At 36.3% G+C, this 15,216-nt stretch carries 16 protein-coding genes; 6 read left to right on the top strand and 10 right to left on the bottom strand.

Annotation, left to right across the window (positions count from 1 at the left end):
* Positions 1-217: 217 nt before the first annotated feature.
* The 4 genes from C9I86_RS10110 to C9I86_RS10095 all read right to left on the bottom strand — a co-directional run bounded on the left by C9I86_RS10110 (position 218) and on the right by C9I86_RS10095 (position 3,066).
* Complete coding sequence (locus tag C9I86_RS10110) at positions 218-463, bottom strand: hypothetical protein (RefSeq protein ID WP_107276270.1); 246 nt, start codon at positions 461-463, stop codon at positions 218-220.
* Between the two features lie 125 nt (positions 464-588).
* Entirely contained in the window at positions 589-1,521 is a 933-nt protein-coding gene (locus C9I86_RS10105; protein WP_080155733.1) for a LysR substrate-binding domain-containing protein, read from the bottom strand.
* A 54-nt stretch (positions 1,522-1,575) separates the two neighbouring features.
* Positions 1,576-2,235 carry a site-specific DNA-methyltransferase gene (locus C9I86_RS10100; protein WP_080156524.1) on the bottom strand — a complete coding sequence of 220 codons (660 nt, stop codon included), beginning with the start codon at positions 2,233-2,235 and terminating at the stop codon, positions 1,576-1,578.
* A 129-nt stretch (positions 2,236-2,364) separates the two neighbouring features.
* Positions 2,365-3,066, bottom strand: coding sequence for a DNA alkylation repair protein (locus tag C9I86_RS10095; RefSeq protein ID WP_107276269.1), 702 nt, complete (start codon positions 3,064-3,066; stop codon positions 2,365-2,367).
* 298 nt (positions 3,067-3,364) lie between these two features.
* On the opposite strand from C9I86_RS10095, the gene C9I86_RS10090 reads away from it, so the two are divergent.
* From C9I86_RS10090 to C9I86_RS10080, 3 genes are read left to right on the top strand one after another with little or no spacing between them, the layout of a single operon-like run.
* The gene (locus tag C9I86_RS10090; RefSeq protein WP_107276268.1) at positions 3,365-4,516 is read left to right on the top strand and encodes an ABC transporter substrate-binding protein; all 1,152 of its coding nucleotides are present in this window, start codon (positions 3,365-3,367) and stop codon (positions 4,514-4,516) included.
* On the top strand, positions 4,516-5,562 hold the full coding sequence (locus C9I86_RS10085) for an iron ABC transporter permease (protein WP_080155730.1): 1,047 nt from the start codon (positions 4,516-4,518) through the stop codon (positions 5,560-5,562). Before C9I86_RS10090 ends, C9I86_RS10085 begins: the two co-directional genes overlap by 1 nt.
* Positions 5,562-6,323 carry an ABC transporter ATP-binding protein gene (locus C9I86_RS10080; protein WP_080155729.1) on the top strand — a complete coding sequence of 254 codons (762 nt, stop codon included), beginning with the start codon at positions 5,562-5,564 and terminating at the stop codon, positions 6,321-6,323. Before C9I86_RS10085 ends, C9I86_RS10080 begins: the two co-directional genes overlap by 1 nt.
* Before the next feature lie 68 nt (positions 6,324-6,391).
* Here the strand turns inward: C9I86_RS10080 and C9I86_RS10075 are convergent, their stop codons facing one another.
* The 4 genes from C9I86_RS10075 to aphA all read right to left on the bottom strand — a co-directional run bounded on the left by C9I86_RS10075 (position 6,392) and on the right by aphA (position 9,325).
* Positions 6,392-7,279 (bottom strand): aspartoacylase, encoded by an 888-nt coding sequence (locus tag C9I86_RS10075; protein ID WP_107276267.1) that lies wholly within the window; start codon positions 7,277-7,279, stop codon positions 6,392-6,394.
* Between the two features lie 96 nt (positions 7,280-7,375).
* The gene (locus C9I86_RS10070; RefSeq protein ID WP_080155727.1) at positions 7,376-7,819 is read right to left on the bottom strand and encodes a hypothetical protein; all 444 of its coding nucleotides are present in this window, start codon (positions 7,817-7,819) and stop codon (positions 7,376-7,378) included.
* A 183-nt stretch (positions 7,820-8,002) separates the two neighbouring features.
* Positions 8,003-8,416 (bottom strand): alternative ribosome rescue aminoacyl-tRNA hydrolase ArfB, encoded by a 414-nt coding sequence (gene arfB / locus C9I86_RS10065; protein WP_080155726.1) that lies wholly within the window; start codon positions 8,414-8,416, stop codon positions 8,003-8,005.
* A gap of 189 nt (positions 8,417-8,605) precedes the next feature.
* Positions 8,606-9,325, bottom strand: coding sequence for an acid phosphatase AphA (aphA, locus tag C9I86_RS10060; RefSeq protein WP_080155725.1), 720 nt, complete (start codon positions 9,323-9,325; stop codon positions 8,606-8,608).
* 292 nt (positions 9,326-9,617) lie between these two features.
* Between aphA and C9I86_RS10055 the strand changes: the two genes are divergently transcribed.
* The gene (locus tag C9I86_RS10055) at positions 9,618-10,397 is read left to right on the top strand and encodes a thioredoxin domain-containing protein (RefSeq protein ID WP_107276266.1); all 780 of its coding nucleotides are present in this window, start codon (positions 9,618-9,620) and stop codon (positions 10,395-10,397) included.
* A 73-nt stretch (positions 10,398-10,470) separates the two neighbouring features.
* Here the strand turns inward: C9I86_RS10055 and ansB are convergent, their stop codons facing one another.
* Both ansB and C9I86_RS10045 read right to left on the bottom strand, forming a co-directional pair.
* Complete coding sequence (gene ansB, locus C9I86_RS10050) at positions 10,471-11,532, bottom strand: L-asparaginase 2 (protein ID WP_080155723.1); 1,062 nt, start codon at positions 11,530-11,532, stop codon at positions 10,471-10,473.
* Positions 11,533-11,742: 210 nt separating this feature from the next.
* Positions 11,743-11,988 (bottom strand): hypothetical protein, encoded by a 246-nt coding sequence (locus C9I86_RS10045; RefSeq protein ID WP_080155722.1) that lies wholly within the window; start codon positions 11,986-11,988, stop codon positions 11,743-11,745.
* Between the two features lie 390 nt (positions 11,989-12,378).
* On the opposite strand from C9I86_RS10045, the gene C9I86_RS10040 reads away from it, so the two are divergent.
* Positions 12,379-13,452, top strand: coding sequence for a Preprotein translocase subunit SecY (locus tag C9I86_RS10040; RefSeq protein ID WP_080155721.1), 1,074 nt, complete (start codon positions 12,379-12,381; stop codon positions 13,450-13,452).
* Positions 13,453-13,670: 218 nt separating this feature from the next.
* A complete protein-coding gene (locus C9I86_RS10035; RefSeq protein WP_107276265.1) occupies positions 13,671-15,200 on the top strand; it encodes a phospholipase D family protein in 1,530 nt (509 codons plus the stop codon).
* Positions 15,201-15,216: the final 16 nt, after the last annotated feature.

The raw sequence follows: 15,216 nt of genomic DNA, 5'->3' as shown, positions 1-15,216 counted from the left end.
ATAAATAAGCAGATTCGATATCTATTATATTAAGCGTTAAAGATGAATCCAAAATGAATAATAGTATTTTTATATCATGATTAATAAGCTCAAAATGCAATTTAACTAATTAAAAATCAATCATTGTCTTATTTTTTATTTAATCTTTTAATACTATTAAATATTCATAAAATTCAAATAACTATTCTGCCGTTACCTATAACGGCAGAACGTGTATTCAATCTTGTTTAATAATAATTTCACGAGGATAATGCTTTTCTTGCTCATTGATATCATATTCAGATGTGCCTTGGCCTAAATCGCCAATAGGTGCTTCAGTGGCGACATCAATACTCACGCCAAATTCATGCTCGCGCGCTTTAAATGTATCAAAAATCTTTTTTTCCGCCGCCGTTAACCGCGTAAGATCCTTACCTTCAAGAGTCAACATTTGATCTAATAGTTTTTTATCTTCAGGTAACATAATAACCATCCTTTATTATTTAAATATAATCTCTACACTATATTTAAATACGATACGCCATTAAGGTTAATATACTAGCCTCTTCGATTATAAAACATGAGCAATGAATTTTCATTTGTGATCCTTTATTTTTTCAAGCTAACATTAGCTCCATTAGTGATAAGTTGTCGTAACCATTGATGGCTAGGATCCAAATCAAAATGTTTATTCCATAATAATAAGTAACCACCAGGCTCAAGTTCAATCGGAATAGGACGACTAACAAGCTCTGTTTCATCTATCCTTGCTAATACTGCCGCTGAGGGGTAGCACATAAAGAGATCACTTTGTTCGCAGAGTTTTACTGCTGCATAAAAATCCGTCATATTTACCGCATTATCGAGTTGCTTATTCTCAAGTGCTAAAATTTCATCAAGTAGCCACCGCTTTAACCCGCCAATGCTAACTTGTAGATGACGGTATTTTAGAAAGGCATCTAAATTCCAAGGCTCACTCAACGCCGGATGTCCTTTACGCATTAAGCACACCGGATAATCACGTGCTAGCTCAATATAATTTAACGATGAGGGTACATTACGATAATGACTGGATGAACGTTCATCCCACTCAAAAATACCAATTCCGAAATCAATTTCACAGCGAAGTAAGCGCTGCAAACTATCATCATTCCATGTTTGACTGGTTAGACTAATATCAGGGGCTTGCTGTAGCATCTGCGGCATAAATCGAGGGTATGTTAATGAGTATGCCGTTTCGACTAAATCAATATGAAATTGACGCTGACTAAGTGCTGGATCAAATAGCTCTGCACGTGTTAGCTGATTAATTTGTTGTAAAATGTCATAAACAGAATCAGACAATGAAAGCGCTTTCGGCGTTGGCCGTAATCCATAAGGCGTTCGTTCAAATAAAGGATCGGCAAAGGTTTGACGTAATTTTGCTAACTGTTTACTTACTGCCGATTGACTAAGGTGAAGTCGTGCTGCGGTAGCTGTAACACTTTGTTCTTCCAACAACACGTTTAATATACGTAATAAATTTATATCAAAGTTCTTCATTTACTGCACCCTTACCAACAACCACAATCAATCGCTTAAATCAACCAACCACTATCATGTTGGCTGTACTCGACTACGCAAATGTTGGTGCGCAGCATCTGATATATCATTACCCCATGCTTGACGTTGTAATTGTTGCGCGGCAACTAACGTTGAACCCGAACCAAAAAAGGGATCAGCGACAACATCACCAATAACTGAGCTTTGTTCGATTAACGTTGCGATCAAAGGCACTGGTTTTTCTGTTGGATAGCCACGGTAAACTCGCTTAAATTCAAGCACATCAGGAATAGACAAATTAGATAATTTACGCTTACCTTTTTCAAAGAAAAGAATAAATTCATAACGAGCTCGATAATGGTATCCCATTCCTATTGCGACTTTATCCCATACAATCGGTTTCCAAAACTTAAACCCAACTTGCTCTGCAATAGGCTTAATATAAAACATGGTTTCTTGGTCACAAAAAAGATAGAAGTGGCTATTAGGCTTTAAAACACGATAAGCGTGTTCTAATAGTATTTGAAATCGTTGATTAGGAAAAATATCAAACCACTGATTACTTGAAGACTTGCTATTTTTTAGCCGCGTGGTTGTACCAATTTTACGATGCTTTTCTAACGACTCATACGGAGGATCAGTGATCAAAAGATCGATACTATTATCGGCTAATGAAGACAGCCACTCGACGGCATCTTGTTGATATAATTGCATTGAAAAACCCACACTAAACATTAAAAAACCATAACGCCTACCCATAATTGAATAGACGTTAATTTCGTTAGGTGTTGTAGCAAAAAAAGATCAATATAGATAGCAACAAGCATCTAAACACCAGTAATTTTATTCAACTGTATTATTTACCATCATTGTGAGTTTTCTTGCTTCACGTTGGCAAAGTGGCGTTAAACGGGTCATATTATTTGTTATGAAGTTATCAACAAAAGCCGTATTAACGTCACGATAAGCATTTAACACTTGTCCCATCGCTTGTTGTACTAACTGTGATTTATCAGCCGCTAGAAATAAAATTGTCTCACTGAGAAGCGTCGTATTTGTGTGTTGTTTATGATGTAAATGCGCTAATACTGACGCTCTTTTTAGCCAAACACTGTCAGACTCACGCCATTGAATAAGATAACGTTCTAAATCTTTGTCTTGCTGTATCACCTTACCTATTAGGTTAGTCACAAGACGATCTAAAATATCAATATTATCCGCCGTTTCTAACATTTCAAGATACACATCAAAAGAAGCGAGCGTTTGATATTCAGGATAATACTCACCAGCATCTAAGGCTAAATAGCGTTCTTCTCGATAAACCCCAGACCATAACCACAATAATAAGCGATGGTAGTTTTCAATATTATCAATACTGGTATGCGTAATCGCTAATTGAAATATTTTATGACGTTTTTCAGGACTAACACCATAAAAGAGTTGTCGACTGTTAAGATCATACTGCATTTTTTTTGCAACAAGTGTACTGCCTTCAGCGACTAAATGTTGCTGCATAAAGATAACCATTGGTATAACTAATGACATAGCCGTTCCTCCTTGTTATCTCTCATTACTGCTGAGCATTAAGGCATGTAATGGTTAATAACTTTATTATAATCAATATTGTTATGTTTTTTGATTGATAAAAACAAGTACTCCGACTTTTTCATATTGCGACCTAAATCTCAAATCATTTATACCAATTTCATGCAATTTACATCACCAACACGCAAATAGTAATCGAAATCATTTATATTTGCATTGTAAGTTTGCATTTATCACAGTTCAAAATAATAATTATTCTCATTAGTATTCACAAAAATCATTCTCTGTGGGTATCATTATGAGAACTAAACTAAAAATCCTTACACTTTGTGCTGCTACTTTTTGGTCATTAAACTCTTTTGCAGCCGCTTATCCTATTACCGTAACTGATGTGGCCGGGCGTGCTATTACCTTTGACCACCAGCCACAAAATATTGCTCTCTCAACTAGCCGTATTTTTCCTTTACTTGAAATTATTTATCAACAAAATGCAGCCAAACACCTCGTTGCTGCACGCGATGATATGCAGTTTTCTGCACCCAGTATGTATGCCAACTACATCAAACAATATCCTTCACTCAAGCATGTACCTAAAATTGGGTTGATAAAATCAGGTGAATTTGATGCTGAACGGTTCATTAATTTAAAACCAAAACCTGATTTATTTATCGTTGATCTCTCCAATATTAAATTGGCACAAGATAACGGTTTATTAAAAAAATTAAACGCAGCGGGCATTAAAGTTATCGCGGTTGATTTTCGTGAAAATCCAATTAAGAACACTGTAAAATCGGTTGAAACAGTAGCGAAAGCCGTCGGTCGAGAGGCGCAAGGACAAGCATTTGCTCATTATTACCTCACTCATATTGCCAATATTGAGCAAGCATTAGCCCAATCCCCCAATCTGAAGCCCAAAAAGGTCTTTATTGAGCGGGCGGCCGGTTACAGCGATTCCTGTTGTCGCACATTTGCAGGCGGTAATATGGGGGCTTATATTCCGTTCTTAAAAGCGATTAATATTGCAGATAAACCACTAAAAGGCGCAGTAACTGGGCAAATGTCACCAGAAACAGTGATCACAGCTCAACCTGATGTTTATATTATGCAAACCACTGGCTGGATTAATGATAAGGGTCAGCCAACGCATGGCATTCCATTAGGTTACACCCCTAACCCCACCGCGATAAAAATAGCCACATCAGCATTAATGGATCGTAATTGGTTACAAGCTGTCAGTGCTTATCAAACCAAAGATGTTTATTCGATTTATATGCCATTTTATAACTCACCGTATAACTTAGTCGCCATGGAATACTTTGCTAAATGGATCCACCCCAACGTATTTAAAAATCTAAATCCAGAACAGACCTTTGAAGAAATGAATAAGCAATTTGGTCATCGCACAATCAGTGGTGATTTTGGTCAGAATAACTTTAAGGCTATGCAGTAATGACCTCAATTCTACTGGAGTTAAATACTCATAACATTCGTAACCGTAACAAAAAAGTGGCCTTAGCTGTTTTTTTTGTACTCAGTATTATTTGTGTTATTGCGGATATTTTCATTGGCTCACAAGGGCTAAGTTTTACTCAAGTTATCCACGCATTGATCCATCCTCAAACCAGTGATATTGCCAGTAAAATTATTGTCTGGGATATTCGAATGCCCATGGCGTTAATGGCACCATTAATCGGTGGTGCTTTAGCCTTAGCTGGCGCACAAATGCAAACCACATTGAACAACCCCCTTGCCGATCCCTATACTTTTGGCGTTTCAGCCGCCGCGGGGTTTGGGGCATCATTAGTGATCACGAACGCTATTGCGATTCCCTTCATTCCACCACAATATCAAATAGCGTTAATGGCATTTATTATGTGCTTATTAACCACCTTTTTAATTGCCGCTATTTCATCAGTAAAACGAATTTCAATTGAAGGCGTAATGCTATTTGGTATTGCGTTAATGTTTGCCTACGACAGTTTACTGACCATGATGCAATACGTTGCTAGTGAAACCCAATTACAAACATTAGTGTTTTGGCAAATGGGATCACTTGATCGCGGCAGTTGGGCCAAAATTACCGTACTTGCGATCGTATTACCGATTGTATTGGTCATCATGATGAAAGATGCTTGGCAATTATCCACCCTTAAAATTGGTCATGAACGTGCTCAAGCAATGGGAGTAAACGTTAAACGCTTACGTATCAAAACGCTATTATTAGTCTCTGTCATCACATCGCTAGCAGTTTCATTTGTGGGGGCTGTTGGTTTTGTTGGGCTGGTTGCTCCTCATATTGCCCGTATGGTATTAGGCGAAGATCAACGTTACTTCCTACCCGCCTCCTTCCTTGTTGGCGCAGTATTGCTTGAGCTTGCTTCTATTGCTAGTAAAAGCATTATGCCCGGTATTATTTTGCCATTAACCGTCGTGATGTCGATCATCGGTATTCCTTTCTTTATTTATCTGATCATTAAAAAAGGGGGGCGTTTTTAATGGCACTTGCAATTAATGATATTTCAGTCGCATTTGACAATAACGTAATCTTAGATAACTTATCCCTACCCGCCATTGCCTTAGGCGAAATGGTGGCGATTATCGGTAAAAATGGTGCTGGTAAATCAACCTTACTGCGACATATTACCCAAAATCTACGTCAACATTCACATCAAATATTACTGCATGGAAAGCCGTTAACATTAGAGAATATTGGCTACTTACCTCAAGATCACCGTATTTCAGCCACCATTACCGTGGTTGAATTATTGATCACCACGTTAAATATGGGATCACATTCTTTATTTGCTAAAGCGAATAGTGCAGAAAAAAGTTTACAATTATTAAAACAAATGGGAATTTTACATTTAGCCAATAAAGTGTGTACTGAATTATCTGGCGGTGAAAGCCAAATGGTAGGGCTTGCGCAAGCCGTTATTAACCAACCGAAAGTGCTGATACTTGATGAACCGACATCGGCGCTTGATATGCATAACCAAATGAAGCTTCTTGATTTTGTAAGAAAATACAGTCAAGAAACTCAAGCTTGTGTATTAATGGTTATTCATGATCTTAATTTGGCCATTCAATATTCAACCAAAGTGGCAGCATTGCACCAAGGCCAGCTTTTTGCTTATGGCGATCCAATAACAACGATTACACCCCCTTTAATTTGGTCGGTATTTGATGTTGATTCACACGTTGCCATTATCGATGATCGGCCAATTGTCGTTGTTAAATCATCAAATAGATCACAGTGAGCCATTTTATTACGCCTCAGTATCCTGAGGCGTAATCGTACATACTAATTAGCTATCACCCAAACAAATTAACCATGGGTTTCCATCACAATTTTCTTCGCCAAAGACATCGCTAGATTATTATCATAATAAGCGGCTTCATTAATAAAATGAGGATACGCTTCGTAATCACCTTGCCAATACACTTCTGTGCCATCAAACAAAGTAAAGATTGGATCACCATTACGTAGCGGTTTAAAATCATTATCTTGCACTGAACGATGAACCATGCCAATACGCTGTCCTTGCTCATCTTCTGGCAATGACAGTGTTTCGTGGTAGCGGAATGCTTCATAGCTTGGAATTAAAGGAATAAGTTCATTGGTATTATGCAGATGAACAAAATCAAGAATATGCGTTGTCATCTCATCCATCCAATCAAGAATATCCTGACGGATCACCGATTGTGGCTGCGGCCCAACTTCAACAATAACGCCCTGTAATGCAATAGTACTAAGGAAATGGTTTTGTTCAACTGGGGTATGATCTTCAAATACGACTACAGCATCAGGCATCTGCATTTTAACATATGCCCCCATCTGACGATTAAAGCTATCAGATTGCAGTAGAATTAAAGAAGGCCCCATATTACTGGTGGTATTGTGTAAATCGATAATAAAATCAATGCGAGCATCACCTTTAGGACCAATCTGTTGATTGATCGCTTTGGCGCGACTCTGTTCATAGCTTGCTAGATCATTATTGGCTAAGTCAGCCAAATTAAATTGACGATTTAAATCATGGTCAATATAACGTTTATTATCATCGTGCGCTTTAGGGTTCGCAAATACGGTTTCAACACTAAAACTATCACGGGTTAATGCTGTTGATTGCTGCCATTTACGTAATAAGTAAATACCACTAAATTCATTGCCGTGCGTACCACCAACAATCGCCACCTTTTTTATTATACTCATCCTTGTGTCCTAATATATTCACTGATAAGTCTTAGTGTACTAACTTTAATCACTTTTGGAAGTCTATTTATTAAACAAAAAATTGATTATATATCGCTAAATCGGACGAGTTTGCGCCAATTTTAAATAAGAATGAAGTTGATCATTTTTATATTCGATAGCGGAATGAATATTAATATAACGATTGGCGTATACAGCACAGCGATAGCAGTTATCACCTTTAATGATCTCTATCTCGATAACGCCATCAACTAATTGCCACCGTCCTTGAGTATGTAGACGATTAAACAGCGTATATTCATCTAAAGTACCATCAGCATGTAACCGTAATTCAGTGATATAACCAGCACTACACGTTTTAATCCAATATTGTTGATAAATTTCATCGCGTTGAAAATTGCGCTTAGTCTCTAACCATAGGTTCATCACAGGTTGTTGTTCAACCCCTAATACAGGTAATTGATCAATATCAAGTAAGCGTACGCGCTCAGTTTCACGATAAAATAATTGTAATAGTTGCAACGTCTTTTTTTCAAACATCCTTGTTCACCAAATCAGTAGCGCATGTGTTGATCAATAAGCTCTTCTCTTACTGATCTTGAATAGAATTCGATTTTAATAGATAGCGACAATGACGCCTAAAAACTCGTATGATAATGCAGTCAATATCACATTAAATATTCCATTAAACGAACGGCAACAACCTTACTGATTCTTTCTTATTTACATTTGTACTTTGCCACGCAATTGCTTGGTCTGGCCCCGTTGATTTTTCTTATCCATTCTTCGAACTTGAGATCCTTTAGTTGGCTTTGTTGCTCGGCGCGCTTTTTGCACCGTCATTACACTCTGAATCAACTGTTTTAAACGCAATAAGGCTTCTTCTCTATTCATTTCTTGAGTGCGATGTTGTTGGCTCTTTAAAACAATCACGCCATCTTTAGTTATACGACTATCTGATAATTTTAGTAATCGTTCTTTATAAAATTCAGGTAAAGATGACCGCTTGATATCAAACCGTAAATGAATAGCACTTGATACTTTATTAACGTTTTGTCCACCCGCACCTTGAGCACGTATAGCTGTTAATTCAATCTCCCAATCACCTAAACTCACAGCATTAGAAATCACTAGCATCGATATTTACCTCTTTTAACGCTGGTTTTATGTCGGCCAATACTACCACACTCATTACGCTTATAAATATTAACCCAAAGTCTCAACGTTCTAAGCCAATGACTGAATATAAAAATGCCTGATCTATTGATAATAGATCAGGCATTTATTATGTAAATAAAACCCCAAGATTGTACTTATAAATAACAACTAGTATTGTGAGTTAACAACAACCTCTTCACCATAGATACCATTTTTAGCAATAGGACGGTTAGTTGAGTTAGCCGGGCGCATAACACGAATACCCACAGCACCAGCATCACGAGCGGCTGTGATATCACCATCAGAGTCACCGTAATAAACTTTAATATTTTCAGCTTTTATATAAGGTGTCTTAGTATTAGTTGTTTTACTAGAACCTGCAAAAATAACTTTATTCATATGTTTAATACCAAACACATCTTTTAGATATTGTGTGGTGATTTCACATTTTGAAGGATCGCGACCAGTGATAAAGTAAATATCATCGCCACGCTTTTGGTGCATAGCAATTAACTCTTTACCAATTTGTTTTGGAATACTGAATTTTTCCCACTCACAATTCATTTTATCCCAGAATTTTTGATCTTTTAAATAGCTAAAACTGTTTGGAGAAAAGACTTGTTTGCCACGATAAAAACCTGGAGAGCTAAATAATACAGTATCATCAACATCAAAACCTACCGCCATTGGTGGTTTGCCTTTTAATTGCTGAGCAATTTGCTCCACTGTTACCCAATGAACACTTTTAGGCTGTCCCATTTGTGTTAATTGAATAGTGCTATATCCTGTTTCAGTCGCAGGTACTTTTGGCTCAGCCATTACAGAACTAGAAACAAGACTCAAAGCAAGCAAAGAAGAAATAGTAATCGCAGTAAATGTCTTTTTCATTTTAGAATCAATAATCAAAAAAATTGAATTGATAATCTAACGATTCATATTTATATATAAAGTGATAGTTATCACATTAAATCGTTATTTTATCTGGAATATAAGATCCATAAAAAACAAAAGCAAAAAATAACATTTAATTACTTTGATGGAATTTAACTAAATATATTAATATTTACTACTTTTAATTGCTAATAATTGACATTTTACTGAAATAACTTGAACTAAGTTACTTTATTATTACTCTAAATGATATTCTGACCAATAAATATTTATAGTGATTGATAATACGATGAAAAAATTACTTCTACCAATTATGTTAGGTGCATTACTTACCGGTTGTAATGAAACAACAGCCAATAACAGTGACAACTTTACAGCTCAACAAAAAGCACAAATTGAGAAAATTGCAAGTCAATATATTATTAATCATCCCGATGTATTAGTAAAAGCGTCTCAGACATTGCAACAGCAACAGATGCAAGCTCAACAAGTTGAAGCTAAAAAAGTCGTGATTGCAAATGCTGAACAGCTTATAAATGATAAAGCAACACCCTTTATTGGCCCTAAAGACGCTAAAGTAAATGTGATTGAATTCTTTGATTACCAATGCATGTATTGTTCTAAAATTGCAGATACCGTCAAGCAATTAGAAGAAAAAAATCCAGATGTAAAATTCATATTTAAAGAAACACCTATCTTTGCATCACGTTGGGAAGCATCAAAATATGCTGCCGATATGGGTAATTGGATCTACCAACAAAAAGGTGGCGCAACATACGCTAAATACCATAATGCCGTATTTGCAACAGGTAAAGATGAAGGTAAATTAACCAAACAAGATATTAATAGTATCGCAACAAGCGTTGGTATTGATGTGTCTAAATTTGATGCAAATAATACCTTTATGAATAACTTTGAGTTATTTAGTAAATTAGGTTTCCAAGGCACCCCTGCATTAATTGTGATGCCAACAAATAATATCACTACCGATAATATTACTATTATTAATGGTTACAATCCTGATGCTCTAGAAAAAGCAATCAGTGATCTACAAGCAAGCACTAAATAATAGCTAAATTGAAACAGAAAACACAACAAGACTTAATATTATGTCTTGTTGTGTTGTTCTTTAAATATGACGTTTAGTAATACTGAAACATCTTTTGAACATCTTTATAATTTTTTGTTTGTGTTAGCGATAGCATTAATAAAATACGTGCTTTTTGTGGATTGAGTGTTCCAGCTGCAACAAAACCATATTTCGCATCATCAATTTCAGCGGCTAGTGTCGTAGAACCTGTAGGAACTCGTGAACTACGTACAACCATTGTCCCCTCTTTACTTGCTTTGGCTAATTCATCAAAAATAGCTTTATACATATTACCATTACCCACACCAGCACTGACAATACCATCAAATTTAGCATTCACTAACGCAGTTACAGGTAATGCTGACGCATTGGAGTAATTATAAACGATGCCTACTTTTGGTAAGGTGGTCAGCTTCGATACATCAAAATGTGTTGCTGTTGTATGATGACGCTCAGGCGCACGTTGATAAATAACATCACTATTATGGATATAACCTAACGAACCAAAATTAGGTGCTCGAAAAGTATCAACGGCCGTAGTATTGGTTTTTGTGACATCACGTGCATCTAGCACTGTATCATTCATTGCGACTAATACGCCGCGTCCTTTTGAGTCTTTATCAACAGCCGTCACAACAGCATTATATAAATTAGCTGGACCATCAGCACTCACCGCCGTTGATGGTCGCATTGCACCAACAAGCACGACTGGCTTATCACTGTTAATAGTCAAGTCTAGGAAATAAGCGGTTTCTTCCATGGTGTCGGTACCATGAGTAACAACAACACCATCAACATCATCTTGTGCTAATAGTTCATTAATACGTTTAGATAGAGTAAGCCACACCTGATCATTCATATCTTGCGAGCCAATATTAACAACTTGCTCACCGCTAACATCCGCAATTTTTGTCATTGAAGGTACAGCGTTAATTAATGATTTAATGCCAACTTGGCCCGACGTATAAGCAGACTCTGTTGCTGATTGTCCAGCGCCTGCAATGGTTCCACCCGTTGCTAAAATTTTGATATTAGGCAAATCGGCAGCAACAGACAACGAACTCACACACAAACCAGCAACAAGCATCGCAATACAGACAGGATTTTTATTCATCACTCACACCATAAGTTATATTGTTAATATTTATTTATGGTATAGATAATATTATTAATAGAATATTTTTTTGCGCTGAGTGTCACTATTTATACACAATGAAAGTGATCGTAATCACACAAAAGACACTAAAACCATTAATGAAAACAAAAAACAATCATCATTCAAACACTAATAAAACAGCACGGTAACAATACTACGAAAAAATTATTAAATTGCCGTAAAAGGATCGACATTATAACACTCAATTTGGCATTCATCGCCGACGGCCGTATTAATATATTGTAATAACATATCACTATTTTCCGCTTCCCACACACATTGGAAATACCCTTCTTCCACATAAATAAAAGTTGAGTGCAGCAACATTTTATTGGGTAATGCTTGCTCAAAAAAAGCGATATCATTAATATTTTGTTGCGGGTTAAGGCGTTGATGTTGACTGACAAAAAACATTACCGATACCCTATAAAAATAGTCATGTGTTAAGTGTAGTCATAAAATAGTCAGTTCTTCTCATTTATATCAAACATAGCCTCACACTAGTATATTTATATTGCTACTCAATTTAAGCATATTGGTATATATCAGGTTAATTTAACGCACTGAAATTCGCTGTCATAATTAATTATATGTTAGAAGTTATTAATAATTATTTTTACATTCACACTTTTGGATTGTTATTCAAACAACAATGGCAATAATGAACAAAATAACATCAATGGCTTTTTAATTACTCGATTTTATAAGGGGTTAACAAGCATTTTACTGTATCCTAGAGCTCTTTTATATGCTTGTCGCTATAGTGCGACCAGCTGAACAAATGCTCCTTACTTAGATATTTTTATGCATTTCAACCAAAATATACCAGTACGTTTCCCTAAAGGGATTTTCGCAATGTGGAGTGTTTATAGCTTCACAGGTGCCGCTATTCTTGCTTCAATCGTGTTTTCACTGTTGTTGTTTTTATCTATTGATGACGATCCCTTAATGAAGTTTCTTTTTGGTGGCTTAGCTGTCATTTTTGAATTGGGGAAATTTTTTGCATGGTACGAAGTCGGAGAGCGTAAAGCACGACGCAACTACAGTGGTACCTTCACTGCATTTACTTTTTATGCTGTATTAGCGGCAATTTCTATCGGCGGCTCAGTCGGTGGAATAAACAGTGCCACCAATAAAGCACACAGCGAGGCCAATGTTCAACAAAGTAAGATCAATGCATTTAATATGCAAATTCAAGCCATTGAAAAACAAATTGATCTTAATAATGTCGCCGCAGAAAAATACATCCAAATGGAACGTATTGCTTCTGGTGTTACCCGTATTCAAAAAGAAAATGAAGCATTACGCAAACAGCAACAACAAATAGCGATTGAACGTGATACAACACCAATTGTAGGCCAAGGTTCAGTGCTTGGATTAATTGATAGCCTTGCAACTACCTTCAATGTGAGTAACCAAGCTGCACAACTGGGATTAGTTATTTTCCTATCAGTATTGCTTGATTTTTTTGCTGCTTTTTTTGTTGGGTTGATTGGTGAAGAAAATCGCTTCCGTTACCAATTTAAACGTCAACAGCTTATGTCAGTTAATGGCTATAATCTTCAAGATCAGCCGCAATTATTAACGCATTTTGACCCATCAATGGTAGGAACATCATCCATTAGCGATATTGATGATGCAGATGAGATTATTGTAGAAGAAGTGGAACCAGAGCCACCTAAAACGATGTATGAACAAGCAATTGAAGCATTAAGTAAAAATCAAGTTAATTGCAGTAAACGAGCGGTGAGCCAATTACTCAAACTAACGACCGATGAAGTTGATGCTATTTTTCATCAACTGCTTGATCAAGGGATTGTAAGTAAAAAGCCAAACAATCACTACCAATGGCATGGTATACCACCACTCGCTAATTAAATATTTCTAATCATATTGATGAAAATAAAAGTCCAAAACAACCATCGGTGTTTTGGACTTTTTTATACCCTAAAAGTGTCAACACTGACATATAATTCACGCATAACTAAGAATTACTATTTTTAATTTAGAAAATTTTACAAATTACGATTTATCTAAAGCACTTCACCATAATTACAGGTAAAATCGCTTCACTTTTTTCAGAAACATGTTTTCTAATGATCACTTTTCTTCGTTTCAAGCAATTTTTTACTCGCTCATTTATTGCTATCAGCACCTTAACCCTCATCGGTTGTGCACAGCCATTATCAACGACAAAAACAGCGACTTACAGTAACGTTGACAACTACAACACCACTTTATTAAAAAAAACATTACCTTATATTCAAGCAAATCCAAATAAAACGGCCTTTTACCCTCTTGGTGATGGCCAAGCAGCGCTACTTGCTCGATTAGCTATTATTGAAAGTGCTCAAAAAACAGTGGATGTGCAATATTATATCTACCGCGATGACGCCACGAGTCATTTACTCACATGGTACTTATACCAAGCCGCAGAACGTGGAGTACGTGTACGTTTACTTTTAGATGATATGCAAAACCGTGATGATCAATTCTTAGCCAATTTATCAGCACATCCTAATGTTGAAGTTCGTTTATTTAATACTTTTGGTAATCGTAGTTTTAAACCATTAAGTTTTTTAACTGATTTTGATCGTTTAAATCGACGTATGCATAATAAAGCAATCATTGCCGATGGTGTCTTTGCCATAACGGGTGGACGAAATATTGGTGATGAATACTTCTCTGCTAATAATAATGTTGAATTTGGTGACTTTGATTTATTAATGATGGGAAAAATTATTCCTCAGGTTTCACGTCAATTTGACGAATATTGGAACAGTAAACCTGCAACACCAATTGAAATGTTAGTCACTGATGCGCACTTGCCAACCGCAGACCAATTGCAGCAATGGAAAAAAGCACAAAAGCAGTATTTAACCTCTGATTATGCACGTTCATTAAAACAACACCCAATGGCAAAAAAATTATCTAACCAAACATTGCCATTTTATTGGGCCGACGCTGAACTTGTTTATGATACGCCTTATAAAGTAAAAAATAGCCAAGATGATTTATTGCTGCATCATTTATCAACCATGATTAGCCAAGCAAAAACTGATTTTTTACTTATCTCTCCGTATTTTGTACCAACAGAAGCGGGAGTAAAAGCACTCGTCAATGCGGCTAAACGTGGCTTAAATATTACCATCGTAACTAATTCATTAGCGTCAAATGATGTATTTGCCGTGCATGGTTGGTATGCTAAATACCGTAAAGAAATGCTTGAGAGTGGGATCAAATTATATGAAATCAAAACCGATCCTAATATTAAGAAAAAGCACTCATGGTTAGGTAACTCTCGCTCAAGCTTGCATGCTAAAACATTTATTATTGATCGTAAAAAAGTCTTTGTTGGATCGTTCAATTTTGATCCTCGATCAGCGTATCTAAATACCGAGCTAGGTGTCATTGTCGACTCTCAAGCCTTCTCTGATATATTTTATGCTGATTTAGATCAACTTCTAGAAAAAAGTGCTTATCGTTTATCATTAGATAACAATAACGACATTATTTGGACGGATGATATTACTGGTAAACAATTCGATTCTGAGCCAGATAGCAGTTCAATGCTGAAGATAGGAGCGTGGCTGGCTGGCGCGTTACCAATAGAAAAGCACTTATAAAAAAAAGCCCTTCATG

Origin of the sequence: Photobacterium sp. NCIMB 13483 (assembly GCF_003025475.1) — a bacterium.
GTDB lineage: Bacteria > Pseudomonadota > Gammaproteobacteria > Enterobacterales > Vibrionaceae > Photobacterium > Photobacterium piscicola.
This window is presented reverse-complemented; position numbering and strand designations above follow the sequence as displayed.